Genomic DNA, 23717 nt, shown 5'->3' on the forward strand with positions numbered 1-23717 from the left:
TCAGCCGCTCGTCGCCACAGCTCCGTCTTCGAGATGACAGGCCACCCACTGCTCGGTCCCAACTGCGCGAAGCACCGGCTCTTCGACCCGGCAGCGATCGAAGACGAGCGGGCAGCGAGTGTGGAAGCGGCATCCCTTCGGCGGATTGATCGGGCTCGGCACGTCGCCCTTGAGGATGATGGGATTGCGCTGGGCGCCCGGCTCGGGGAGCGGCACCGCGGACAGCAGCGCTCTGGTGTAGGGATGCCTTGGCGCGGCAAAGATCTCTCGGCGCGGCGCTATCTCGACGATCTTGCCGAGATACATCACGGCGACGCGGTGGGTCATGTGCTCGACGATCGCGAGGTCGTGGCTGATGAACAGCAGCGCGAGCCCGAACTCGCTCTGGAGATCCTGCAGCAAATTGACGATCTGCGCCTTGACCGAGACGTCGAGCGCCGAGACCGCCTCGTCGCACACGATCAGCTCGGGTTCGGCCGCGAGCGCCCGCGCGATGCCGATGCGCTGGCGCTGGCCGCCGGAGAACTCGTGCGGCCGGCGGTTCAGCGCCTCGCGCGGCAGCCGCACCGTGTCCATCAGGGAGGTGACGCGGACCTCGAGATCTTCGGCGGATTTGGCGAGGCCGAAATTCCGGATTGGCTCGGCCAGAATGTCACGCACTCGCATGCGCGGATTGAGGCTGGAGAACGGATCCTGGAACACCACCTGCACGCGCCGGCGCATCTGGCGCATCGTGCCCGGATGTGCGTCGTCGATACGCTGGCCGTCGAGGATGACTTGGCCCGCGGTGATGTCGAACAGCCGCAAGATGGCGCGGCCGACCGTCGACTTGCCGCAGCCGGACTCACCGACGAGCGACAGCGTCTCGCCGCGCGCGATCTCGAAGGAGACGCCGTCGACCGCATAGACGAATTCGGACTTGCGGCCGAACAGGCCGGACTTGACCGGAAAGTGCTTCTTGAGGTCGTTGACCTGGAGCAGCGGAGGGCTCATGCCGCGACAGCTCCTTTGGCCGCATAGTGGCAGGCGGCGACGTGACGAGGGCCCTTCTCCTCGAGCCCCGGCGCATATTGGCGGCACAGATCGGTCGCGAGCGCACAGCGACCGGCAAAGACGCAGCCGGTGATCGGCTTTCTGAGATCGGGCACCTGCCCGGGAATTTCGGCGAGCCGTCTTGCCGTGCCCGTGAGCGACGAGCCGAGCCGCGGCACCGCACCTAACAGGCCTTGCGTATAGGGATGACGCGGCGAGCGGAACAGTTCCGCCACCGGCGCCTCCTCGACCTTGCGGCCCGCATACATCACCATGACGCGCTCGGCGATCTCGGCGACAACGCCGAGGTCGTGGGTGATCAGGATGATGGCCGCGCCGACACGGCGCTTGAGGTCCAGCATCAGCTTCAGGATCTGCGCCTGGATCGTCACGTCGAGCGCGGTGGTCGGCTCGTCGGCAATGAGAAGCTTGGGATTGCAGGCCAGCGCAATGGCGATCATCACGCGCTGGCGCATGCCGCCGGAGAGCTGGTGCGGATATTCGCGCACGCGCCGCTTCGGCTCGGGAATGCCGACCAGCGTCAACATCTCGATCGCGTGCGCCTCGGCCGCCTGCTTGTCCAGGCCCTGATGGATCATCAGCGTCTCGCGGATCTGCCGGCCGACGGTCAGAACCGGATTGAGGCTGGTCATCGGCTCCTGAAAGATCATCGAGATGTCGTTGCCACGGATCGCGCGCATCTCGCGATCGGAGAGTTGTAGCAGGTCTCTCCCGGCAAAGCGGATCGCACCTGCGATCCTGCCCGGCGGCTCCGGGATCAGCCGCATCAGCGACATCGATGTCACCGACTTGCCGCAGCCGGACTCCCCGACGATGGCCAGCGTCTCGCCCTCGTTGACATGGAAAGACACCCCGTCCACCGCGCGGTTGATGCCGCCGGGGGTGCGGAAATGAGTCTGGAGGTTATCGACTTCGAGCAGCGCCATCGCGATCAGCCCCGGTCAGAGACGCTTGGCCATGCGCGGATCGAGCGCATCGCGAAGGCCGTCGCCGAGCAGATTCACCGCAAGCACGGTGACGGACAAGAAGGCCGCCGGAAAGAACACGATGTAGGGCTTGACCTGCCACAGCGCGCGGCCCTCGGCCATGATGTTGCCCCAGGACGGAATGGTCGGCGGTGTTCCGGCGCCGATGAAGGACAGGATCGCCTCGGTGATCATGGCGCTGGCGCAGATGTAGGTCGCCTGCACCAGCATCGGCGCCAGCGTATTCGGCAGGATGTGACGGAGGATGATCATCGGCGTGCGCGTGCCGCAGGCGACCGCGGCATCCACATAGGGCTGCTCGCGCAGCGACAGCACCACGCTGCGCACGAGCCGCGAAACGCGCGGGATCTCGGCAACCGTGATGGCGAGGATGACGTTGCCGACGCTGCCGCGCGTCAGCGCCATCAGCGCAATCGCCAGCAGGATCGGCGGGATCGACATCAACCCGTCCATGAAGCGCATCAGGATGCCGTCGGCCCAGCGGATGAAGCCGGAGACCATGCCGATGGCCAGGCCGGCCACGGATGCGAAGATCGCGACCGACAGGCCGACCGTGAGCGAGACCCGCGCACCGAACAGCACGCGCGAGTAGATGTCGCGGCCGAGCACGTCGGTGCCGAACCAGAAATCGGCGGACGGCGCACGCGTGCGCTTGGCGGGGGCGAGCGCGGTCGGATCGACCGTTCCGAGATAAGGCGCGAAGACCGCGATAAGAACGAGCGTCAGCAGCAGCGCGCCACCAATGGCGACCGTCGGATGGCCGCGCAAAAACCCGACGAAGCCGCGCCGGATCGTGACCGGCCGCAGGATTTCCGGCAGTTGTGGCGCAAGAACGAGCCCGGCCGGGAGCGCCTGCGGATTGATGGTCGTGTCGGTCAATAGCGGATCCTCGGGTCAACGAGCGTATAAATGACGTCGATCATCAGATTGACGAGGACGTAGACGAAGCTGAACAGCAGGACGATGCCCTGAATCACCGGATAGTCGCGGCGCAGGATCGCGTCGATCGTGAGCCGACCGAGACCCGGAATCGCGAACACGCTTTCGGTGACGACCGCGCCGCCGATCAGGAGCGCGATGCCGATCCCGATCACGGTCACGATCGGCACCGCCGCGTTCTTCAGCGCGTGAATGAACAGGATGCCGCCCTGCCCGAGGCCCTTGGCGCGCGCGGTGCGGATATAGTCCTGCTGCAACACTTCGAGCATGGCGGCGCGCGTGATGCGCGCCACCAGAGCGATGTAGACGCAGCCGAGCGCGATCGCGGGCAGGATCAGGTTCTCGAGCCACGGCCAGAAGCCTTGCGTGAGCGGCGTATAGCCCTGCACCGGCAGCCATTCGAGCTCGAGCGCGAAGATGTAGGCGAGCATGTAGCCGACCACGAAGACGGGCAGCGAGAAGCCGAAAACGGCAAAGCCCATGATGACGCGGTCGATCAGGCTGCCGGCCTTCCAGGCCGCCACCACGCCGAGCGGCACTGCCACCACGATCGTGAGCAGCAGCGTGACGATCATCAGCGACAGCGTCGGCCCTAAGCGCTGTCCGATCATCGCCGAGACCGGCAGATTGGTGAAGATCGAGGTGCCGAGATCGCCGTGCAGGATGCGCCAGACCCAGCCTCCGAACTGGACCAGGAAGGGCCGATCGAGACCGAGGCTCTGGCGGATGCGCTCCACATCCTCCGGACTCGCCTGGTCGCCCGCGATCACCACCGCGGGATCACCCGGCGCAATGTAGAGCAGGCTGAACACAAACAGCGCGACGATTGCCATGACCGGCAGGGTCGCGACGATGCGACGGAGGATATAGGAGAGCATCTGGCCTCAACGCACGATCATGCAGACTTCGACACGCCCCAGAAGAACGGCAGCGGCCCCTTGGTGATGCCGGAGACGTTCTTGCGCCAGGCCGTGTAGGTCAGGAAGAAGCCGGTCGGCGCATAGACGACATCCTCGAGCGCCGCCTTGTTGACCCGCCCGATCGCCGCCTTCTCTTCCTCGATATTCTTGGCGTCGAACCAGGTCGTGATCTCCTTCTCGGTATTCGGACTATTGGGCCAGCCGAACCAGGCCTTTTCGCCATTGGCGCGGATGGCGGTATAGGCGGCGGGCGTGATGCAGTCGGCGCCGGCGTGCCAGCTGTGGAACATGTTCCAGCCACCCTGCCCGGGCGGCGTCTTCGCCGCGCGGCGCGAGCCGACCGTGCCCCAGTCCGTCGCGACGAAGTCGACATTCATGCCGAGCCGCTTCAGGAGATCCGCGGTCACGTCGCCTTGCGCCTTGGTGATCGGCTGATCCTGCGCCACCAAGCAAGTCACCGGCTGGCCGGAATAGCCGCTTTCGGCCAGCAGCTTCTTGGCCGCATCGAGATCGCGCTTGCCCTTCAGGATCTCGCCGCCGAGCTCGCTGTAGAGCGGCGTATCCGGCGTGAAGAAACCCGGCAACGCCTTCCACAATGCGTTGTCGTCGCCGACGATCGCGCGCATGTAGTCTTCCTGGCTCATCGCCATCAGCACCGCGCGCCGCGCCCGCACGTCGTTGAACGGCGCGAATAGATGGTTCATGCGGAACGAGCCGATATTGCCGAGGGGATCGCCGATGTCGACGCTGATGTTCTTGTTCTTCTTCAGCACGGGCACGAGATCGGCGATCGGATTCTCCCACCAGTCGACCTCGCCGTTCTGCAGGGCGGCGGCCGCGGTGGCCGGATCCGGCATCACGATCCATTCCACGCGATCGACCAGGATCTGCTTGCCGCCGGCAAGCCAGGAGGCTTTCTCCTGCCGCGGGACGTAGTCTGCGAATTTCTCGAACACGGCCTTGGCGCCGGGGACCCATTCGCCCTTGGCGAATTTCATCGGACCCGAGCCGACATACTCGGTGATCTGCTTGAACGGATCGGTCTTGGCAATGCGCTCAGGCATGACGAAGGAGCACGGCGCGTTGTTCTTGGCCAGCGCGTAGAGCATTTTCGGGAAGGGCTGCTTCAAGACCCATTTGAAGGTGCGGTCGTCGACGACGGTCAATTCCTGCTGGTTGGCGAGGATCATCAGCCCCATCGGATCGCGCGCAGCCCAGCGCGACAGGCTCGCGACGACATCCTTGCTCAGCACCGGCTCGCCGTCGTGAAACTTGAGACCGGGGCGCAATTTGAACGTCCAGGTCTTGCCGTCGTCCGAGGTCTCCTCGGACTCGACCATCTGGCGCTGCGGCTGCAACGAGGAATCGATGCCGTAAAGCGTGTCCCAGACCAGAGCGGCGGCATTGCGCACGACATATTGCGTGCCCCAGATCGGATCGAAATTGGCGAGATTGGCTTGCGGCACGAAGCGGAGGGTGCGGGCTGATGCGCCTTGCGCGATCGCGGGGGCCGAGAGGCCCGTCAATGCCAGACCGCCCGCGCCAGCCAGTCCCTTCAATACGGTCCTGCGATCCATGAAATCCTCCCAATGCCGTGATGCCGGCCATCGTTGGCCAAGAGCAGGTGAAACCAGAACCCATTGGCGTGCAAATGGTATGCCACTAACCGGACCTTCGCCAGCGGGATCTCACCGCCATTTGGGCCGGCCCAGGCCTCACAGAGCTGCCGCCAGCATCTCGCCGGTCTCGATATGCGGGATCGCCTCGACCAGCTTGCGCGTGTAATCGGTCTTCGGATTGTCGAACAGCGCCCGGCTCTCGCCCTGTTCGACGATTCCGCCATTGCGCAGCACGATGGTGCGGTCGCAGAGCATGCGCACCACGTTGAGATCGTGGCTGACGAACAGCAGCGCGATGTCGTTCTCGCGCCGCAAGCGGTCGAGCAGTTGCAGCACAACCGCCTGCACCGAGACATCGAGCGCGGCGGTCGGCTCGTCCAGCACCAGGAGCCGCGGCCGGCAGGCGATGGCGCGGGCGATGCCGACGCGGGCCTTCTGGCCGCCAGAGAGCTGGTGCGGAAACCGCGGCAACAGATCCAGCGGCAATCCCACCCGCACGGCGCATTCCTCCACCCGTTCGCGAAGCGCCTCACCCGGGCGCATGCCGCCAAGCCGCATCAGGGGGTGGGCGATACAATCGAAGGCCGTAAAGCGCGGATTGAGGCTCTCATTCGGATCCTGGAACACCATCTGGATGTCTTTGCGCAAGGGCGAGCGGTGAAAGTCGCGCGAGGCCACGTGTCCGATCGAATGCCCGTCGAACACGATGTCGCCTTCGCTTGGGTCGATCAGGCGGCAGATCATCCGCGACGTCGTGCTCTTGCCGGAGCCGGACTCCCCGACGAGACCGACGCTCTCGCCGCCGGCCATGGTCATCGAGAAGTCGGACACCGCAGCAGAGCCCTGGTCGAAGCGTTTTGCCAGTTTTCGCACTTCCAGGAGCGGCGGCGTGCCGTGCGCTAGCTCCGTTCGGGGCTTGCCGACGACAGTCGCGTAGCGCTCTCTCTCCTCTTCCGTCACGAGGTCTTCGATACGGGACGTCGCGGTCGGCGATGCCGCGACCAGGCGCCTGGTATAAGCGTGCTGCGGCGCGCCGAAGAGTGTCCTGGAACTCGCCTCCTCGACGATGCGGCCACGTTCCATCACGGCGATGCGGCGGCAATAACGCGCCGCGAGCCCGAGATCGTGCGTGATCAGGATCGTGGCCATGCCGCGCGCGGCGGCGATATCCGCCAGGAGATCCATCACCACTTTCTGGGTGGTGACGTCGAGGCCGGTGGTCGGCTCGTCCGCGATCAGCAGCGCGGGATTGCAGGAGATCGCGATCGCTATCATGACGCGCTGGCACATGCCGCCGGAGAGCTCGTGCGGATAGGCGTTCATCCGCGCCTCGGGTTCGCGGATCTGAACGGCGCGCAGCAGGTCCAGCGCCTCGGCGCGCGCGGCGTCCTTGGAGATCCGCTTGTGGGTGAGGATCGCGTCCGCGATTTGCAGGCCGATGGCCCGGATCGGATTGAGCGCCGCCCGCGGGTTCTGGAAGATCATCGACATCGCGGCTCCCTGGAGCTGACGAAGGTCATCGCCCCTGAGTTTGGTCACGTCCTGTCCACGAAACAGGATCTTGCCGCCGGTGACGCGCCCCGCTGCGTCGAGCAGCCGCGTCGTGGCGAAGCCCGTCACAGACTTGCCCGAGCCGCTCTCGCCGACGAGGCCGAGCATCTCGCCCTTCTCGAGCGTGAGCGTCACGCCGCGCACGGCCTCGACCATGCCGCGTCGCGTCGAGAACGCGACGTGGAGGTCGTCAATGCTGAGCAGCGCCTCGCTCATGTGCGCATGCGGGGGTCGAGAATGTCCCGCATCCCGTCCCCGAGGAGATTGAAGCACAGCACCGCCATCATCAGTGCCAGGCCCGGAAATGCGACCAGCCACCACCGCCCGGTCGAGATGAAGCGCGCGCCCTCCGCGACCATGATGCCCCATTCCGGCGTCGGCGGCTTGACGCCCAGACCGATGAATGACAGGCCCGCGGCGTTGAGAATGGCCCAGCCGAGGTTGAGCGAGATCTGCACCGCCATCGCCGGCAGGATGTTCGGCAGCAGGAAGCGCAGCACCACCGAGAAATGGCTCTCGCCGCAGGCCCGCGCCGCCTCCACCCAACCGACATTCCGGCGGACATTGACCTCGGCCCGCGCGAAGCGGATGTAGAAGGGAAGATTGATGATCGCGGTCGCGATCACGATGTTCTCGATCCGGTTGCCGAGGGCTGCGACCATGGCCATCGCCAGCACGAACAGCGGAAAGGCCATCATCACGTCGACGAAGCGGCCGACGCCGCGATCGAGCCGGCCACCGGCATAGCCACAGAACGAGCCGACCACGGCTCCGATCGCGAAGGAGATGCCGACGGCCGAGACCGCAATGGCAAGATCTAGACGCGCGGCGATGATAAGACGGCTGAACACGTCGCGCCCGAGTTGGTCGGTGCCGGCAATGTGCGCCGCGCTCGGCGGCAGCAACGCCTCCGAGACATTGGAGGCCACGGGATCGTAAGGCACGATCCACGGTCCGAAGATCGCGACCAGCACGAACAGGAGCACGCCGGTGGCGGCAACGGCGGTGAGCGGGTTTCCGCGCAGGATCCAGACCGAATGGCGGAGGGTTGCGCTGGTCATCCGATCGACACCCTGGGATCGGCGATGCCGTAGCAGATGTCCACGACCAGGTTGACCAGCACAAACAGGCTGGCCATCAGCAGCACAAAGCCTTGCACCGGCGCATAGTCGGAGGACAGCAGCGCATCGAGCGCATAGGAGGCAACGCCCGGCCAGGAGAACACTTTCTCCACCAGCACATTGGCGCCCAGCATAGTCGAGAATACGATGCCGGCGATGGTGATCACGGGGAGGATCGCATTGCGTAGCGCGTAGGTCACGACCACCTTGCGCCAGGACAGTCCGACCGAGCGCGCGGTGCGCACGAAGTCACTGCCGAGCGAGACCAGCATCGAGGCACGCGTGATCCGCGCCAGCGGCGCAATCACGAACAGCGCCATGCTCACCGCCGGCAGGATCAACTGCTTGCAGGCCGCCCACCAGCCCTCGAAATCGCCGGCGAGCACGAAGTCGATCGAGAGAAACCCGGTGTGCTGCGGCGGCAGCGACGTGAAGACGTCAATCCGCCCTGTCGGATCGGGTGCAAGGCCGAGCAGATAGTAGAAGACGTAGATCAGCAGCAGGCCCGACACAAAAGTCGGCACGCAGACGCCGAGCGCGCAGAACAGCCGGACGCCGTGATCGACGACGGAGCCCGGCCTCAAGGCCGCGAGCACGCCGAGCGGCACCGCGGCGATCAGCGCGATCAGGAGCGCGGTGAAGGTGAGCTCGAGCGAGGCCGGCAGCCGCTCGCGCAGATCCTTCAGCACCGGCTGCCCGGTCATCATGGAACGGCCGAGATTGCCGCGGCCGATGTCGGAGAGATAGAACACGAGCTGCTCCGGCACCGACTTGTCGAGCCCCATCTGCTTGCGGATCTGCTCGATCTCCTCCTTGCCGGCGTTGGGCCCGGAGGCGAAGAACACCGCGGGGTCGCCGGGCAGGACGCGCATCAGGAGGAAAGTGAAGACCAGCACACCGAACAGCGCCGGCAGCGACGACAGCAGCCGCCCGCCCGCCCGCACCATCGTTGCGCCAAGACCGGTCCTCACCTTCCAGAGCTCCTTTCGTCTGACGCTATCACTTGCGGCTGACATCGCGATAGTCGACCTGGCGGTGGAACTCGTAGGTGTAGCCCTCGATCGAGGACGCCATCACCGCATCCTGATTTGGCTGCCACAGCATGATTTGCGGCATCAGATCGAAATGCATCGCGTTGAGCTTGCGGCCTGCTTCCTCATACTTCGCCTTGTCCGGCTCGAAGCGGGCTTCCTGCGCGATCGCGGCGAGCTCCGCGTTGTTGATCGAGCTGTAATTCCAGCGCTGATTGCCGGTGTAGAAGTTGCGGTAGAAGTAGTCCGTGGACGGCAGCCAGGCAACGATGCCTTCGGTGTAGAAGGGCAGCTTCTTCTCGTTGATCTGCGTCGACATCTGCGCATCCGGCAGCTTCTGGATGTCGACCTTGATCCCGATCTTGCCGAGCGATTCCTTCACCAGCGCCGCCATCGGCTCGGCGGTCGAGGCTTGGCCGACATTGAAGCTGAAGGTGGTCGAGAAGCCCTCGGGGAGCCCGGCGGCCTTGAGATATTCCCTGGCCTTGTCGAGATCGATCTTGACGGGTTGCTGGAACGGATAGATGCCGTTCAGCGGCTTGCCGTCCGGCCAGCTCGCACCGAACAGCGGCGCGCCGCGGCCGAACAGGGCGGCCTTGAACATGTCGTCATAGGGCAGCGCGAAGGCGACGGCGCGGCGGACATTGACGTTGTCGAAAGGCGGGATCTGATTGTTCATCGAGACGAAGGTGATCGAATTGTATTGCGGCGTCGAGATCACCTTGAGCTTGCCCTTGGACTCCAGCGACTGCACGTCGCTGGCCTGCAGATCAACGACGAGATCGGCATCGCCGCGCTCGACCAGATTGGCGCGCGTCGCCGGCTCCGGCACCGACTGAATGATCACGCGCTTGAAGAACGCCGGCTTGTCGGGCGAGCCACGATTCCAGGCCTCGTTGCGCTTGACGATCACCTGCTCGCCCGGCTTGAACGTCTCGATCACATAGGCGCCGCTGCCGGCGGTGTGCTCCTTCAGCCAGGCGGTGGCCCAGGGATCATCCGCTGTCGCGTGCTCCTTCGCCACCTTCGAATTGATGATCATGGGATAGACGGTGGCCAAGTTCGGCAGCGCGAGCTTGTCGGGCTTCGGCAACGTCACCTCGATCGTGAGGGGATCGATGACCTTGAACTGGTCGGCCGACGTCAGGGAGCCAGTCAGCAGCTGCGCCTTGCCGAGGATCGGCGCGGTGACGCAGCGATCGAGCGACCATTTCACGTCCTCGGCCGTGACCGGCGAGCCGTCCTGGAATTTTGCATCCTTGCGCAGGCGGAAGGTGAGCTTCAACCCGTTGGGGCTGACGTCGTAGGATTCGGCGAGCTCGCCGGTGATCTTGTCGAGATCGAACACCCATTTGCCATTGAGCTGCTTGCGACCGAACGCCACCAGCCGGTCGTAGGTGCTCATGCTCAGCGCGAAGGATTCGCGGGTCGAACCGGGGATGTTGGGATCGAGCGTGTTGACGGATGCGCCGGTGACATAGCGCAGCGTCTCCGCCCGGGTTTGCGCCTGCGAAGGCGCGGTGGCGATGAGCAACAGCGCAGTGGCGGCGAGCACGGAGGACGCCGGCCTGAAAGACACAAAACGCATTCGTTTTCCCCAAGATTTCGACAACAACGCAAGGCAGGTTAAGAAAGAAGCAAGTTGCGCGCCAGTCTCATGATGCGCTTCTGCGGACGCTTCGTCGCGGCGGCGCATGGATGATCATCGCAATTTCCCGCTGCTTCGCGCTTGCCGCGTGACCACGGCCTGCGGCACGTCATAGGCGCTGAGCGAGGCCCAGTGCCGCGCAACATCGGCGCGGAACAGGCCACGCGTCAGGCCATGAACCAGCTTGGGCACCGCGGTCGTCATCGCGTTGATCGACGATCCCGACGGGCCGAAACTCATGGTCGAGGCGATGGCGAACAGATGGATGTCGGAAATCCAGGGCGTCTCGCCCGGCACGCGTTCAGTGAAGGCGTAGTCGTCGGCGAGATAAGGGAAGCGGCCGAGCCGTTCGTTGCGCTCGTTGTCCGGCGGCTGGTAACGGTCGGCCCAAGTCGCGATATTGCCGGCAAATCGGCTGAGTTCGCCGCGGCCAGCAAAGTTCATGTCGATACCGGTCCCGCAGATGACGAAGTCCGCCGCGATGGTTCCGCGCGGCGTGTGCAATTCAATGCCTTTTCCGGTCGCGCACGCGGCTTCGATCGGCGCGCCCTCGTGCAATGTGAAATTGGCGTGGCGCGCGCAGCGGTCGTAGGTCGCTTGCGGAAATCCCTCGCGCATTTCCAGGATCGTGCGCATGAAACGCCAGCGCCAGGCATCATCGAGATCGCTGAGATGACGCAGGAAGCCGCGGAAGGTCAGCCAGCGATAGGGCTGGATCACCTGGATCTGCGCACGGCGACACAGTAGGTGCACTTCCGCAGCCCCCGCCTCCAGCGCCGTGGCCGCATTGTCGAACGCAGATGCGCCGGCACCGATCACGGCGACGCGCTTGCCGCGAAGGTTTTCGAAATCGATCTCGTCGGCGACAGTTGCGACCGACCCGGCCGGCAGATCGCGCAGCGGCTCGGGGATCATCCAGCCGCCCATGCCCTCCTGCCCCGTCGCGAGCACGATCTTGCGCGCATGGAGCGTCTCGACGCCGTCGGCACGTGTCACGAGGGCAGCCAGCAGGCCGTCGGCCGCTGGCGCAATCTTCAGTAGCTCGCAGCCATTGCGCACCGGCAACGCGATCGTGCGCCGCAGCCAGAGCAGATAGTCCGCCCAATGCTCGCGCTCGATCAGGCCAAGCCCCTGCCAGCTCTCCTTGCCGAAACGGGCTTCATGCCAGGACTGATAAGTCAGGCTGGGGATATCGAGGTCTGGCCCCGTATAATCCTTCGGGCTGCGCAAGGTCGGCATGCGGGCATAGGTCAGCCACGGGCCCTCTTTCCCCTCCGCGGCCTTGTCGAGCAGCAGGATGTTGCTGACGCGGGAGCGCATCAGGCCGAAGCCGATAGCCACGCCGGATTGGCCGGCGCCGACGATGAGCACGTCCAGCGCAGGCTTGCCGTTCGGGCCCATCTTCGGCTCGAGCCAGGCGGCGCCGGGATGCGCGATCCTGGCGAGATCGGCGCGAATGCTCGCTTCGAGCTCTGTCAGTGCGCCACTCATGCCGCGAGCCAACCTCCGACGATGATGGCCGAGCGCCCTTGCGGTGGCATGTCAAATCTCCTCCCGGTGCTGCATCCACCAGGTGCTCATCGCCGCCGCAGACTCTGCGCAGCCGAACCGCGCGTGCCAGCCGAATTCGTCCGCCATCCGTGTAACCGAGAGCGGAGCGCGTTCCGGCCCTTGCAGTCTGATGAAGGTGCTCTCTCCGGGTGCCGCCAGCCGGCATTGCAAACCGGGATGCAACGCCGCAAAGGCCTCGCCCCATTGCAGCGCAGACCACGCCGCACCGCTGGAGATGTTGTAGAGCCGGTGGCGTGGCCGCTCTGCCTCGATCAGCACAGCGACGGCTTCGGCGGCGTCTACGGCATAAATCCAGTCCTTCACTCCTGGACCTGGCATGAGCGCCAGCCCGCAGCGAGCGAACTCGGCAAGGATCTGAAACTGAAGGCTCGGCGTATCCCGCACTTTGCCGATCCGCTCCCAAGGACCGAACACCGCGCTCAAACGCACGCTCAGGAAATCACCGCCAAAGAGCTCGGCGTGCCGCGCCACCGATCGTTCCGAGGTGAATTTGCTGATCGCGTAGAAGGAAATGGGATCGCACGGCGTTTCCTCGTCGAGGACCGGGTAACGGTGCCCCGCGGCACCATAGGCGGACGCCGAAGACAGATTGATCACGCGCCGAACGCCACGGCGGATCGCCGCGCTCAGGATCGGCATCTGAGCCATCACATTAATTTCGAGGATGTTCGAGGTCGTGGATCGCTCGAGCTGATCACCGGCCGTTATCGCAGCGCCAAGGACAATCGCATCGAAACGCTGTTTCAGAAGTACGTCGATCCTCTCGACGTCCGTGATCTCGCCCTGAACAAGGGTAAGCCGCTCCCGGTAGTCGACAAGGGATCGCTCCGCTCCCACCGGCAATTGCTTGCGGTCATACAGCGTCACCTCATGCCCGCGCGCGAGCAGCACCTCGGCGAGGTTGAGCCCGACAAAGCCGGTGCCGCCGAAGATGACGGTCCTCATCGCGCGCGATCCACCATCACAGCAGTTTTGCCCCGAAATTCCGTTCCGGGTCCATGTCGGCGACGAGACGGCCGGTGGGCTTGGCCGCCTTGCCGCCGCTGCGTGCCAGGAATTTTCCGCTGCCGGCATCGGCGAGGCACTTGTTGCCGTCGATGATGACCCGGCCGCGCGACAGCACGCTGACCGGCCAGCCCTTCAGCTTGCGGCCTGCAAACGGCGTGTAGCCGGCGAGGTCGTGCATCATCTCATCCGCGATCACGGTCTCGCGGTTGGGATCCCAGATCGCGATATCGGCGTCGGCACCGATCGCGATCGAGCCCTTGCGGGGGTGCAGATTGTAAATCTTGGCAGGCGCCGTGGAAGTCAGCTCGACGAACTTTTCCAGCCCCAGCCGCCCCCTCGACACCATCGCGTCGAACAGCAGCGGCAGCCGCAGCTCCAGCCCCGGCAGGCCGTTCGCGACTTGCTTGAAATTCGGATTGGGACCGGCCCGCAGCTTGCCGGTCTCGTCGTAACGATACGGCGCATGATCGGAGGAAATGGTCTGGAGATCGCCGAGCGCCAGCGCCTGCCACAGCGCCTCCTGGTCTGCATGCGTGCGCGGCGGCGGGCTGCACATCCACTTGGCGCCTTCCGCGCCGGGCTTGTCGAGATCGTTCGCGGTCAGGAACAGGTATTGCGGACAGGTCTCGGCGAAGACCTTCAGCCCCTGCCCGCGGGAGTCACGGATCACTCTGGCGCCTTCGGCGGTCGAGACGTGGAAGACCATGATCGGCTGATCGATCAGCGCGGCCATGCCGATCAGCCGCGTGAAGGCTTCGGCTTCGGAGACACGGGCATGACTGACGGCGTGGTATTTCGGCATCGTGTAGCCGCGCGCGAGCAGGCGCTTCACCACCCAGGCGATGATGCCGTGATTTTCGGCATGGGCGCACAGCATCGCGCCGGACTGGCGCGCGGCGAGCAGGATGTCGAGCAACGGCTCGTCGTCGACCTTGAGGCGGTCATAGGTCATGAAGATCTTGATCGAGGCGTGGCCCTGCTTCACCAGCGCGGGAATGTGCTCCTCGACCGTCTCCTTGGTCGCGTCCGCGATGATCATGTGAAAGGCGTAGTCGATCACGGCGCCCTTCTTCGCCAGCGCATGATAATCCTCCACCACCTGCGGCAGCTTCATGCCGACATGTTGGGCGGCGAACGGGATCACCGTCGTGGTGCCGCCAAAAGCGGCAGAGACAGTCGCGCTCTCGAACGTATCGGCGTTCATGATGCCGGCAGCGGACAGCTGCTCGATATGGGCGTGGCTGTCGACGCCGCCGGGCAGCACCAACTTGCCGCGCGCGTCGATCTCGCGCCTGGCCGCCGGAAGCCTGCGGCCGATCGCAGCGATGGTCTCGCCGGAGATGGCAACGTCGGCCTCGAACACGTCGGTGGTGGTGGCGACGCGTCCGCCGCGGATGATCAGGTCGTAGGTGGGTTCAGTCATGAGGCACTCCGTGATAGGCTTGGGCAAATGCTCTCCATTTCGCAGGAAGACCATCATGTCCCGGCCGCGCATTCTCGTCATCAATCCGAACTCCAACCCCGCGGTCACGCAGGGGCTGGAGGACGCCTTGAGGCCGCTCGGTTTGGAGGGTGGACCGGAACTGGTCTGCCAGACGCTGGCCGAAGGTCCGTTCGGCATTGAGAGCCAGGCCGATGTCGACGGCGTCGCGATGCCGCTGCGACGGCTGGTGGAAGGTGACAACAGCTCGGCTGCCTTCGTCATCGCCTGCTACAGCGATCCCGGTCTTCAGGTCTGCCGCGAAGGCACCGAACGGCCCGTGTTCGGCATTGCCGAGTGCGGCGTGCTGACGGCGCTCGCCCGCGCCGAAACGTTCGGCGTCATCGCCATCGCGCAGCGCTCGATCCCGCGTCACATGCGCTATCTCAGGCAGATGGGACTGACCGATCGCCTCGCCGGCGAGCGGCCGCTCAATATGAGCGTTGCGGAGACCGCTTCGGGCGAAGGCACGCTGGCGAGGATGATCGACGTCGGCCGCGCACTGCGCGACCAGGACGGCGCCCGCGCCATCGTGATGGGCTGTGCCGGCATGGCACGGCACCGTCGCCCGCTCGAAGACGCGCTGGGCATCCCCGTGATCGACCCGACACAGGCGGCCGTCAGCATGGCGCTGGGTACGGTGCAGTTCTCGGCTCACTAGGCGTCCTTCAGCTCTTTGGCATCCTGCCGCGCGCGCCATTGCGCATGGCTCTCGCGCGTCAGCGAAAAGACATCCCGCTGGGTGGTGTAGAGATTGCCAAACATGCGGCCGATCGGCCGGTAAGCGTCGAGATCGACATACATGTTGGCCTCGTCGACCAGGCCCTCGCGGGCGTGAATCCTGAGCACCTCGCCAACCAGCAACTCCCGGTCAGGCGAGAAAGTCAGCACCACATGGCGGCGGCATTCCAGCGCAAAGGGCGCAGCAGCGAGCCGCGGCACTTTCACATCGACTGAGGGAAGAATCGCAAGCCCGGTCGCAGCCACCTCGCTGTCGCCGGAGGGGAAATCGACCGCGCAATCGTTCATCGCGACCGACAGCGCCTCGTCCACCATGTGCACGACGAACTCGCCGTCGCGATGGATGTTGCGGGTGGTATCCTTCGGGCTGTGATCCGGCTTGTGCTGAAGACCGAGCACGATCAGCGCGGGGCTCTCGGAGAACACATTGAAGAAGCTGAACGGGGCCGCATTGACCGCCCCGTTCTCGTCCAACGTCGTCACCAGCGCGATCGGCCGCGGCACGATTACGCCGCAGAGCAGCTTGTAGCGATCGCGCGGATCAAGCTCGCGCAAGGAAATGCCATGATCCGACATCGGCGTCATTTCTGCGGCGGCGGCACCGCGCCGGTTTGGCTGGTGATCAGGCCGTAATGCTCGATCCGGCGATGCTGCGCGAAATTGAAGATCGTGGTCTTGCCGAAATTTGTGGCGTCGAGATCGCAGGGATGGACCAGAAGCTCGTCGTCCTCCGTCCTGGCTTCCGCGACGATCTCGCCGTTAGGATCGACGATCAGGCTGCCGCCGAACAGCGGATGGCCATCCTCATTGCCGGCCTTGGCCACCGCGACGACCCAGGTCGAATTCTGATAGGCGCCGGCCTGCACGGAGAGGCGGTTGTGAAACAGGCGCTTCTCGACGCCCTCCTCGATTCGCTCCGCATTGACGGAGGGCGTATTGTAGCCGATCAGCACCATCTCGACACCTTGCAGGCCCATGACGCGATAGGTCTCCGGCCAGCGCCGGTCGTTACAGATCGCCATGCCGATGATGCCACCCAGCTCGCGCCAGACGTTGAAGCCGAGATCGCCCGGCTCGAAATAGCGCTTCTCCAGATGCTGGTGCGAGCGCTTGGTGTCGTACTCCACATGGCCCGGCAGATGGACCTTGCGATATTTGCCAACGATCTTGCCAGACTTGTCTGTCAGGATCGCCGTGTTGAAGTGATGGCCGTCCGGCGTCAGCTCCGCATAGCCGAAGTTCATTGCCATCCGGTGCTGCGCCGCGCGCTCGAACAGCGGCTTCGTCGCCTCGTTCGGCATCTCGCGCTCGAACCAGATGTCGAACTCGGCGCGGTCCTCCGCGTACCAGCGCGGGAAGAACGTCGTCAGTGCCAGTTCCGGATAGACGATAAGGTCGGCGCCTTTGGCCTTGGCTTCGTCCATCAGCGCGATCATGCGCTTGACCACGGCCTCGCGGCTATCGGCCTTCTGGATCGGGCCCATCTGGGCGGCGGCAACATTGACGATACGCATCAGCGATTTCCCGGTGATCTCTTGGAGGAAGTGAAAGCTTCAACAAATTGCCGGCGCCTGCAACATAACGCGGCACCGCCGATGGTTTCCAGCCGGATGGGCTGGACGGCTTGCAAGGCGTGATCGGCGCTCATCGGTGCTCCTCGTCGGCAATATCGAGGCCATGGTCGAGCGCATCCAGAAGCTGGTCCGCCTCGCGGTCGGAAATGACGAGTGGCGGTGCCAGGAACAGCGAAACCTGCTCGCCGCTGGTTCCGATCACCGCGCCGGCTTCCAGCGCCCGCGTCGCGACGCGCGAGGCGATCGGATCTTCGGTAGTGTCGGCGCGCCAGGAGCGCCAGTCCGGTCCGTGCAGCTCCACCGTCCAGTGCAGCCCCTGCCCCGCCACGCGCTGCACGCTGGGGTGTTTCTGAGCGATCGCAAGCAAGCGGCGGCTGAACAGCTTCTCGAGGCTCTTCACATGCTCGAGAATATTGTCTTCGCTGACAACCTTCAGGTAGGCGCTGACGGCGGCCATGCTGATCGGATGGCCGCGCAAGGTGCCGTAATTCTGCCAGCTCGTGCCCTTCAATCGCTCGACGATCTCCTTCGACACCACGACTGCAGCGACGGCGGCGGCACCACCGCCAAGCGATTTTCCAAGCGTCACGATATCAGGACGGCTTTGCGCGCCCTGAAACGCGAACCAGCGCCCCGCGCGCCCTGCACCGGTGACGACCTCGTCCGCGATCCAGTATGATCCAGCCTCTCGCGCGCAGCGGGCGACTTCGTCCTGATAGGCGCCGTCGTAATAGATGCCGCCCTGGGTGTAGTCGATGATCGTCGCCGCGGTATCCGACAACAGACGCCTGGCGTCGGCCAGATATTCGCTCGGTGGCTTGCTGTTGGCCGGTCCACCGTAGATCGCGCCATCCGGCGCCGGCAGGATTCGCACCGGCGCCATCGGCGCCGGCAGCTTCGAGCCGCCTGCATGCACCGCGAGTCCGCCGTGCCATTGCGGCTGCACCGTCATGCTGCGCGACAGACCCGTGATGCCGTGATAGGCGCGCTCGCGCGTCGCCAGCGCGGAGCGCTGCGTCATGGCCTGGCAGAGCGACAGCGCCATGTCGTTAGCCTCGCTGCCGCTGATGCAGAAGCGCACCGCGCCGACCCAATCGTCCTCGCCCTTGAACGCAATGGCCATCAGATCGTCGGCGGCCTGCTCGCGACCGACCCAGGTCCAGCCCTCGTTGACCACGGGCGTGTCCGCCGCCCGGCGGATCGCCTCCACCATCGCGGGATGACGGTGACCGAGACCGCCGCCGGTGTTGCTGCCGTCGATGAGCTTGCGGCCGTCCGCAAGATGAAAATAGGCGCCCTCGCCGCCGACCACGGCCATGGGCGCGCTGTCGCCCGCGTTCAGCCCGGTTCGCAACAATCTGCTCATCGCAATCCCTTCACTCCGCAGCATCAGCGCCGTAGCCACCGCCGCCGCAAGTCTCGACGGTGACAAGATCGCCTTGCTGCAGCACGAGGTTGGATTTGCCGTCGATCGCGACGTTGGCGCCCTGCCTGACAAGCGAGATGCGACAGGCCTTCCCGGGTTCGCCGCCCTGCATCCCGAATGGCGGAATCACCATGCGCTCGATGCAGGTCGTCAGATGCATCGAGGGCGCCAGAATGCGGTAGGCACGCACGACACCATCGCCGCCGCGGTGGGCGCCAGCGCCGCCGGATTGCCGGCGAATGGACTGCTGCTCGAGGCGGATCGCGTAGTTCGCCTCGATCACCTCGACCGGCGTGTTGGAGGTGTTGGACAGATGCACCCGGGTCGCCGAGATGCCGGCCCGATCGTGCCGCGCGCCTTCGCCGCCCCCGTGGACCTCGTAGAGCATCTTCCAGGAACCGTCCTGCCGCGGCTGCGCAAAGAACAGGACGCCCGCGGTGGTCGCGCCGCCCGCGGACAATCGTTCGGGGATGGTATCCTGCATGGCGCGGAAGATCGCATCGACGATGCGCATCGACGTCTCGTGGTTGCCCGCGGCGACGGAGGCCGACCAGCCCGGCTCCAGGATCGAGCCCGGGCGGGTGACGATGGTCAGGGGGCGGAGCGCACCGGCATTCTGCTGCATGTCGCGCCCGCTCATGATGCGCGCGGCGTAGGCGACGGCCGAGCGCGCCATGAACGGCGTCGTGTTGCAGAAATTCGAGACGCGGTCGCAGCTCCCCGAAAGGTCGAAGGTCGCCTCGTCGCCGGCAATGGTAATCCTGACGTGGATACGCGCGGGCGCGTCGTTCACGCTGCCGTCGTCGAGATGGTCTTCGCCCTCGTAGACCCCGTCCGGCAACGCGCGGATAGCCTCGCGCATCTCGATTTCGGAGAGGTCGTGCAGGCGCGACTGCGTCGCGGTGAACACCGCCTTGCCGTGCTCGCGGCAGAGATCGACGATGCGCCGCTCGCCGGCCTTGGTCGCCGCGATCTGCGCGAGAAGGTCGCCCTCACAGGATTCGGCGTCCCGAACGTTGGCCTTGAGCAATTGCACGATCGGCGCGTTGATTCCGGCCGCGGTCGCGATCAGCACTGGCGGGATACGCATCGCCTCCTGAAACGTGTCGATGGCTTTTGCAAAATAGCTGCCGGGCCAGGTGCCGCCGATATCCGGCCAGTGCGCGAGGCTGACCGCGAACGCCACGATCTCGACATCGACAAAGACGGGGCGGACGACCTTGACGTCGTTGAGATGATTGCCGCCGAGCGCGCCGACATTGTAGATCAGCACGTCACCGTCGTTCAGGCTGTCGCGCGGCACCACCTTCAGCAATTCGGGGACCGTGTAAGCCATCGCGCCGAGGTGGATGGGGATGTCGCGGCCCTGCCCGACCAGACCGCCATGGCCGTCCGTGATCGCCGACGACAAATCGCCGGCCTCGCGCAGCAGCGGCGAGCGCGCCGAGCGCGTCATCACCAGGCTCATCTCCTCGGCCGCAGCCGAGAGTCCGTGCCGGATGACTTCGACGACGAACGGATCGAGCTTCACGTTGCCCTCCGCGTCAGGAACAAATTGCCTGAAACGTCCGGCCTCGCCTGCCAGCCCGGCGGCACCACCACCGTCGACCACGCGTCTTCGATGATGGCCGGGCCACTGACGGTGTCGGCCAGCGATGCGCGGTCGATAATCCCTGTCGCGATGTCGTGGAAGCCGTCGAACGAGCAGAGGCGCGTGCCTGATGACAGCGCCCTCGCCGCCGTCGCCGGCCGGCCCACCACCGTTGTCGACGGCCGACGCGCCTGTATCCGCACGGATTCGATGACGCAGGGCTCGCTCGTCGCATAGCCGAAGAGTTCGTGATGCCGCGCCAGAAAATCGCTCTTGAGCCTGATCACGTCGAGCGGCAGTGCGAGCGGGACTGGAATGGCGTCGTTCTGCGCCGCGTAACGCATCAGCGCCACCAGCTCGACTTCGATCTCCGCCTTCGCGACACCGTTGGCGATCAGGGGCGCCGACGCATCGTCAATGAGCGTCCCAATGCGCTCCGATACGCGCACGAGATCGATGCCGTCGAGATCGGCGCGCAGGGTCTGCTGCTGCAGGAAGCTGAAATCGGCGGTGAGACAGCCCAGCGCCGAGAACGCGCTCGATGCGCTGGGCACGACGACCTGCGCAATCCCGTAGAGATCGGCGAGGCCCGCAGCATGCATGGGGCCGCCGCCGCCGAAGGCGAGCAGCGTGCAGTCGCGCCCGTCGATGCCGCGCTCGACCGTGACGCGGCGCAGCGCGCGGGCCATCGTCGCGTTGGCGACCTTGATGATGCCGAGCGCCGTTTCGGTCAGGCTCAGCCCCAACGCCCGCGCGATCGGCGCGATGACGCGCTTGGCCGCATCGATGTCGATGCCGATGCGGTCGCCAAGCTTCGTTTCGGGATTGAGATAGCCGAGCACGGCGTTGGCGTCGGTGATGGTTGGCTCGCTGCCGCCGCGGCCGTAGCAGGCCGGACCCGGCTCGGAACCGGCACTCTCCGGCCCGACCGTCAGGCCACCCGGGCCGTTGCGCACGATCGATCCGCCGCCCGCCCCGATGGAGTGGACCGCAAGCATCGGCTGGCGCAGCGGCTTGTCGCCGAGCATGCGGCCGTCGGTCATCTCGGCCTGGCCGTCGACGATCAGGCACACGTCCGTCGTGGTGCCGCCCATGTCGAAGGTGAGCATGCGCGGCGTGCCGAGCTGGCGCGCGATGCTGACCGACGCCGAGACGCCGGCGGCCGGGCCCGACATCGCCATCACAAGCGGGCGACGCTTCACCGCGGAGATCGGGATCATCGCGCCGGCGGAATGAAACACCTGCAGGCCGGGGCCAATCGGCAGGCGTTGCTCCAGCTCGCTCAGATACTCGACCGCAATAGGCATCGCGGCCGCGTTGAACACGGTCGCCGAGGTCCGCTCATACTCGCGTGCCTCGGGGTTGACCTCATGTGACAGCGAGACATGGGCGACGACGTCCTTGAGGCGCTCGCCGAGCATTTTTTCGTGCACGGGATTGGCATAGGCGTGAAGGAGAGCCACCGCGACGCTCTGAACGCCGGTCTCCTTCAGCCAGGCCACCAGGCGCTCGATCTCCGCTTGTTCCAGCGGCTTCAGCACCCGTCCCTCGTGATCGAGGCGCTCGGCGAGCCCGAAGCAGCGCTCAGGCGGCACGAGCGGCGGCGATTTCGGCGGAATGTCGAGACGGTAGAGATCGCGGCGGCGATAACGCGCGATCTCGAGCACATCGGCAAATCCCTCGGTCGCGACCAGCGCCACCTTCGGCAGTCGGCCCTCGACGATGGCGTTGGTCACGCGCGTGGTGCCGTGGACGAAGCGCCTGACCTCGCTTCTGCGCAGGCCCACCGCCTCGATCGCCTCCAGCATCGCCTGAACCGGAGCGTCGGGGCGCGACGGCACCTTTGCAATCCGCGCCTCCGATGAATCGCGCCGGATCGCGATGATATCGGTGAAGGTGCCGCCGATATCGGTGCCGACCTCCCAGTGATTTTCGGGGGAGCTCATGTGCGGGGGCAGCGACGGATGAGGTCCGAACCGGACGCCGGGCTGTTACCGTCCATCGCGACATCCAATGCCCAACCGAGAGCGCTCATCATGCATCCCTTGTCTTGCCATTGTCCGCGAGTGTGCGACAGAGCGGTCAGGTCGGGATAGAGCCAGGTTTGTCGCAAACCACCGGGCTGGCGCCGCGAGCTGCAAGTTCGGTTGCACGTTTTGGTGCAGCTGTGCCCGCGCGGAGAGCATGCAGATGTCGAGTGCTGGACGCCAGCAGAGTGCATCGCACCACGGATTTTTCGGCGCAAACCGTCACGTCCGTTGCGCTGCAATCCGAACATCCGAAATCACCTGTCTAATTTGCAGGCGATCGAACGGCGCTGCGCGAGGTTCGGATGCCCATGAGCTATGCACGGCAGGCGGCTCAGCCTTTCTTTATTGTACGGTCAGTAAGCGAGGATATCGTCCGGTCCAATCGATGGGCGACAGCGCAGCCATCCGTTGAGACCAGCTCGTTAGAAACCATCGAGATTCGGACGTCCTGCGTTGAAAGTCACGATCGCGGGCCAGATATTGCCTGAACCCGCCAGTCATGTTCGGATCGACCATCGCCCGCATGCCCTTCTTCCGGCTCAACGACGACCATATGAACCCCGATGATCTCGGGGATTTCGATCCTGAAACCGTGCCTCGCGCCGTCGCCGCTTTCGGGGGCCACATGGTCACCAAGGGCATGGAGCTGGCCATGCACGAGCATCGCAAGGACGAGCTCGTCCTGACCATGCGTGGCATCGTCAGGCTGGAGGCCGGTCACGGCGTCTGGATCGTCCCGCCGCGCTGTGCGGTGTGGATTCCCGGCCATGTTCCGCACAGCGTCAGCGTCGCTGGCGACGTCGAGATGCATTGCCTGTTCGTCGAACCGGATGCGGTGCCGGCGCTCCCGCGGCAATGTTGCACGCTGACGATCTCGCCCTTGCTCGAGCATTTGCTGGTGCACGCCACCCACATGCCGGTCATGTACGATCCCGACGGCGCCGACGGCAGGATCGCCGCGGTGCTGCTCGACCAGCTGTCGCTGGCCCCCGCCGAAGAGCTGCGCTTCCCCATGCCGGCCGATGCCAGGCTGCGCCGGATCGCCAGCGCGATGATGACCGATCCTTCCGATCGCGCGACGATCGAGGATTGGAGCCGGCGCATGGCCGTCGCCCCGCGCACCCTCACCCGCATCCTGCAACGCGAGACCGGCATGAGCTTCGGCCGCTGGCGCCAGCAGCTCCACATCCTGATCGCGCTTCAGCGCCTCGACCAGGGCGCATCGGTCCAGGCCGTGGCGCTCGATCTCGGCTATGAGGGGGCCAGCGCCTTCGTCACCATGTTCCGCAAGGCACTGGGCAAGCCACCGGCGCGATACCTGGCCGAACGCCGCATCGGCGCACACTGACCGGAATTCGCAATCGATTGTCCCGTTCGCGGAATGCGGTCTGAGGGACCATTTCGTATCCAGGCTCCGAAGCGCCCGG

The 23717-nt window shown here is 65.4% G+C and carries 19 protein-coding genes; 2 read left to right on the forward strand and 17 right to left on the reverse strand.

Features of this window, described 5'->3' with window-relative positions; all coding sequences use genetic code 11:
* From CIT37_RS26500 to hydA, 12 genes are all read right to left on the reverse strand, one after another.
* Nucleotides 1–993 (reverse strand): ABC transporter ATP-binding protein, encoded by a 993-nt coding sequence (locus tag CIT37_RS26500; protein WP_028142478.1) that lies wholly within the window; start codon nucleotides 991–993, stop codon nucleotides 1–3.
* Nucleotides 990–1979, reverse strand: coding sequence for an ABC transporter ATP-binding protein (locus CIT37_RS26505; protein ID WP_028142477.1), 990 nt, complete (start codon nucleotides 1977–1979; stop codon nucleotides 990–992). The genes CIT37_RS26500 and CIT37_RS26505 overlap by 4 nt, the downstream gene beginning before the upstream one ends.
* Before the next feature lie 15 nt (nucleotides 1980–1994).
* Nucleotides 1995–2918, reverse strand: a complete 924-nt coding sequence (locus tag CIT37_RS26510; protein ID WP_028142476.1) for an ABC transporter permease — start codon at nucleotides 2916–2918, stop codon at nucleotides 1995–1997.
* Complete coding sequence (locus tag CIT37_RS26515; protein WP_028142475.1) at nucleotides 2915–3856, reverse strand: ABC transporter permease; 942 nt, start codon at nucleotides 3854–3856, stop codon at nucleotides 2915–2917. The genes CIT37_RS26510 and CIT37_RS26515 overlap by 4 nt, the downstream gene beginning before the upstream one ends.
* Nucleotides 3857–3873: 17 nt before the next feature.
* Entirely contained in the window at nucleotides 3874–5475 is a 1602-nt protein-coding gene (locus CIT37_RS26520) for an ABC transporter substrate-binding protein (RefSeq protein WP_028142474.1), read from the reverse strand.
* 138 nt (nucleotides 5476–5613) lie between these two features.
* Nucleotides 5614–7284, reverse strand: coding sequence for a nickel ABC transporter ATP-binding protein NikE (gene nikE, locus CIT37_RS26525; RefSeq protein WP_095426524.1), 1671 nt, complete (start codon nucleotides 7282–7284; stop codon nucleotides 5614–5616).
* On the reverse strand, nucleotides 7281–8129 hold the full coding sequence (locus tag CIT37_RS26530) for an ABC transporter permease (protein WP_018315991.1): 849 nt from the start codon (nucleotides 8127–8129) through the stop codon (nucleotides 7281–7283). The genes nikE and CIT37_RS26530 overlap by 4 nt, the downstream gene beginning before the upstream one ends.
* Nucleotides 8126–9160 carry an ABC transporter permease gene (locus CIT37_RS26535; RefSeq protein WP_095426600.1) on the reverse strand — a complete coding sequence of 345 codons (1035 nt, stop codon included), beginning with the start codon at nucleotides 9158–9160 and terminating at the stop codon, nucleotides 8126–8128. The genes CIT37_RS26530 and CIT37_RS26535 overlap by 4 nt, the downstream gene beginning before the upstream one ends.
* Nucleotides 9161–9188: 28 nt before the next feature.
* Complete coding sequence (locus CIT37_RS26540; protein WP_095426523.1) at nucleotides 9189–10808, reverse strand: ABC transporter substrate-binding protein; 1620 nt, start codon at nucleotides 10806–10808, stop codon at nucleotides 9189–9191.
* Nucleotides 10809–10922: 114 nt separating this feature from the next.
* The gene (locus CIT37_RS26545; protein WP_095426522.1) at nucleotides 10923–12359 is read right to left on the reverse strand and encodes an NAD(P)-binding domain-containing protein; all 1437 of its coding nucleotides are present in this window, start codon (nucleotides 12357–12359) and stop codon (nucleotides 10923–10925) included.
* Nucleotides 12360–12410: 51 nt separating this feature from the next.
* Nucleotides 12411–13385, reverse strand: coding sequence for an NAD-dependent epimerase/dehydratase family protein (locus tag CIT37_RS26550; RefSeq protein WP_095426521.1), 975 nt, complete (start codon nucleotides 13383–13385; stop codon nucleotides 12411–12413).
* A 16-nt stretch (nucleotides 13386–13401) separates the two neighbouring features.
* Nucleotides 13402–14871: a dihydropyrimidinase gene (hydA, locus tag CIT37_RS26555; protein WP_095426599.1), complete on the reverse strand. Its 1470-nt coding sequence runs from the start codon at nucleotides 14869–14871 to the stop codon at nucleotides 13402–13404.
* A gap of 55 nt (nucleotides 14872–14926) precedes the next feature.
* Here hydA and CIT37_RS26560 point away from each other — a divergent pair, with 55 nt between their 5' ends.
* On the forward strand, nucleotides 14927–15589 hold the full coding sequence (locus tag CIT37_RS26560) for an aspartate/glutamate racemase family protein (RefSeq protein ID WP_095426520.1): 663 nt from the start codon (nucleotides 14927–14929) through the stop codon (nucleotides 15587–15589).
* On the opposite strand, the gene CIT37_RS26565 is transcribed toward CIT37_RS26560, so the two are convergent.
* The 5 genes from CIT37_RS26565 to CIT37_RS26585 all read right to left on the reverse strand — a co-directional run bounded on the left by CIT37_RS26565 (nucleotide 15586) and on the right by CIT37_RS26585 (nucleotide 22206).
* Nucleotides 15586–16254, reverse strand: a complete 669-nt coding sequence (locus tag CIT37_RS26565; protein WP_038970516.1) for a flavin reductase family protein — start codon at nucleotides 16252–16254, stop codon at nucleotides 15586–15588. The two genes, CIT37_RS26560 and CIT37_RS26565, sit on opposite strands and share 4 nt — an antisense overlap.
* Nucleotides 16251–17183: an N-carbamoyl-D-amino-acid hydrolase gene (locus tag CIT37_RS26570; protein WP_095426519.1), complete on the reverse strand. Its 933-nt coding sequence runs from the start codon at nucleotides 17181–17183 to the stop codon at nucleotides 16251–16253. The genes CIT37_RS26565 and CIT37_RS26570 overlap by 4 nt, the downstream gene beginning before the upstream one ends.
* 130 nt (nucleotides 17184–17313) lie before the next feature.
* On the reverse strand, nucleotides 17314–18609 hold the full coding sequence (locus tag CIT37_RS26575; RefSeq protein WP_095426518.1) for a class-III pyridoxal-phosphate-dependent aminotransferase: 1296 nt from the start codon (nucleotides 18607–18609) through the stop codon (nucleotides 17314–17316).
* Nucleotides 18610–18619: 10 nt separating this feature from the next.
* Nucleotides 18620–20200, reverse strand: a complete 1581-nt coding sequence (locus CIT37_RS26580; protein ID WP_161966478.1) for a hydantoinase B/oxoprolinase family protein — start codon at nucleotides 20198–20200, stop codon at nucleotides 18620–18622.
* On the reverse strand, nucleotides 20197–22206 hold the full coding sequence (locus tag CIT37_RS26585; RefSeq protein ID WP_095426598.1) for a hydantoinase/oxoprolinase family protein: 2010 nt from the start codon (nucleotides 22204–22206) through the stop codon (nucleotides 20197–20199). Before CIT37_RS26585 ends, CIT37_RS26580 begins: the two co-directional genes overlap by 4 nt.
* Nucleotides 22207–22789: 583 nt before the next feature.
* Between CIT37_RS26585 and CIT37_RS26590 the strand changes: the two genes are divergently transcribed.
* On the forward strand, nucleotides 22790–23638 hold the full coding sequence (locus CIT37_RS26590; protein WP_244611283.1) for an AraC family transcriptional regulator: 849 nt from the start codon (nucleotides 22790–22792) through the stop codon (nucleotides 23636–23638).
* Nucleotides 23639–23717: the final 79 nt, after the last annotated feature.

The organism is Bradyrhizobium ottawaense, assembly GCF_002278135.3.
Taxonomy (GTDB): Bacteria; Pseudomonadota; Alphaproteobacteria; order Rhizobiales; family Xanthobacteraceae; genus Bradyrhizobium; species Bradyrhizobium ottawaense.

Bases quoted from the DNA above. Each gene is read 5' to 3' on its own strand.
- CIT37_RS26500 (WP_028142478.1), bottom strand. From the start codon at position 993: ATGAGCCCTCCGCTGCTCCAGGTCAACGACCTCAAGAAGCACTTTCCG.
- CIT37_RS26505 (WP_028142477.1), bottom strand. From the start codon at position 1,979: ATGGCGCTGCTCGAAGTCGATAACCTCCAGACTCATTTCCGCACCCCC.
- CIT37_RS26515 (WP_028142475.1), bottom strand. From the start codon at position 3,856: ATGCTCTCCTATATCCTCCGTCGCATCGTCGCGACCCTGCCGGTCATG.
- CIT37_RS26520 (WP_028142474.1), bottom strand. From the start codon at position 5,475: ATGGATCGCAGGACCGTATTGAAGGGACTGGCTGGCGCGGGCGGTCTG.
- nikE (WP_095426524.1), bottom strand. From the start codon at position 7,284: ATGAGCGAGGCGCTGCTCAGCATTGACGACCTCCACGTCGCGTTCTCG.
- CIT37_RS26530 (WP_018315991.1), bottom strand. From the start codon at position 8,129: ATGACCAGCGCAACCCTCCGCCATTCGGTCTGGATCCTGCGCGGAAAC.
- CIT37_RS26540 (WP_095426523.1), bottom strand. From the start codon at position 10,808: ATGCGTTTTGTGTCTTTCAGGCCGGCGTCCTCCGTGCTCGCCGCCACT.
- CIT37_RS26545 (WP_095426522.1), bottom strand. From the start codon at position 12,359: ATGAGTGGCGCACTGACAGAGCTCGAAGCGAGCATTCGCGCCGATCTC.
- CIT37_RS26550 (WP_095426521.1), bottom strand. From the start codon at position 13,385: ATGAGGACCGTCATCTTCGGCGGCACCGGCTTTGTCGGGCTCAACCTC.
- hydA (WP_095426599.1), bottom strand. From the start codon at position 14,871: ATGACTGAACCCACCTACGACCTGATCATCCGCGGCGGACGCGTCGCC.
- CIT37_RS26560 (WP_095426520.1), top strand. From the start codon at position 14,927: ATGTCCCGGCCGCGCATTCTCGTCATCAATCCGAACTCCAACCCCGCG.
- CIT37_RS26565 (WP_038970516.1), bottom strand. From the start codon at position 16,254: ATGACGCCGATGTCGGATCATGGCATTTCCTTGCGCGAGCTTGATCCG.
- CIT37_RS26570 (WP_095426519.1), bottom strand. From the start codon at position 17,183: ATGCGTATCGTCAATGTTGCCGCCGCCCAGATGGGCCCGATCCAGAAG.
- CIT37_RS26575 (WP_095426518.1), bottom strand. From the start codon at position 18,609: ATGAGCAGATTGTTGCGAACCGGGCTGAACGCGGGCGACAGCGCGCCC.
- CIT37_RS26585 (WP_095426598.1), bottom strand. From the start codon at position 22,206: ATGAGCTCCCCCGAAAATCACTGGGAGGTCGGCACCGATATCGGCGGC.
- CIT37_RS26590 (WP_244611283.1), top strand. From the start codon at position 22,790: ATGTTCGGATCGACCATCGCCCGCATGCCCTTCTTCCGGCTCAACGAC.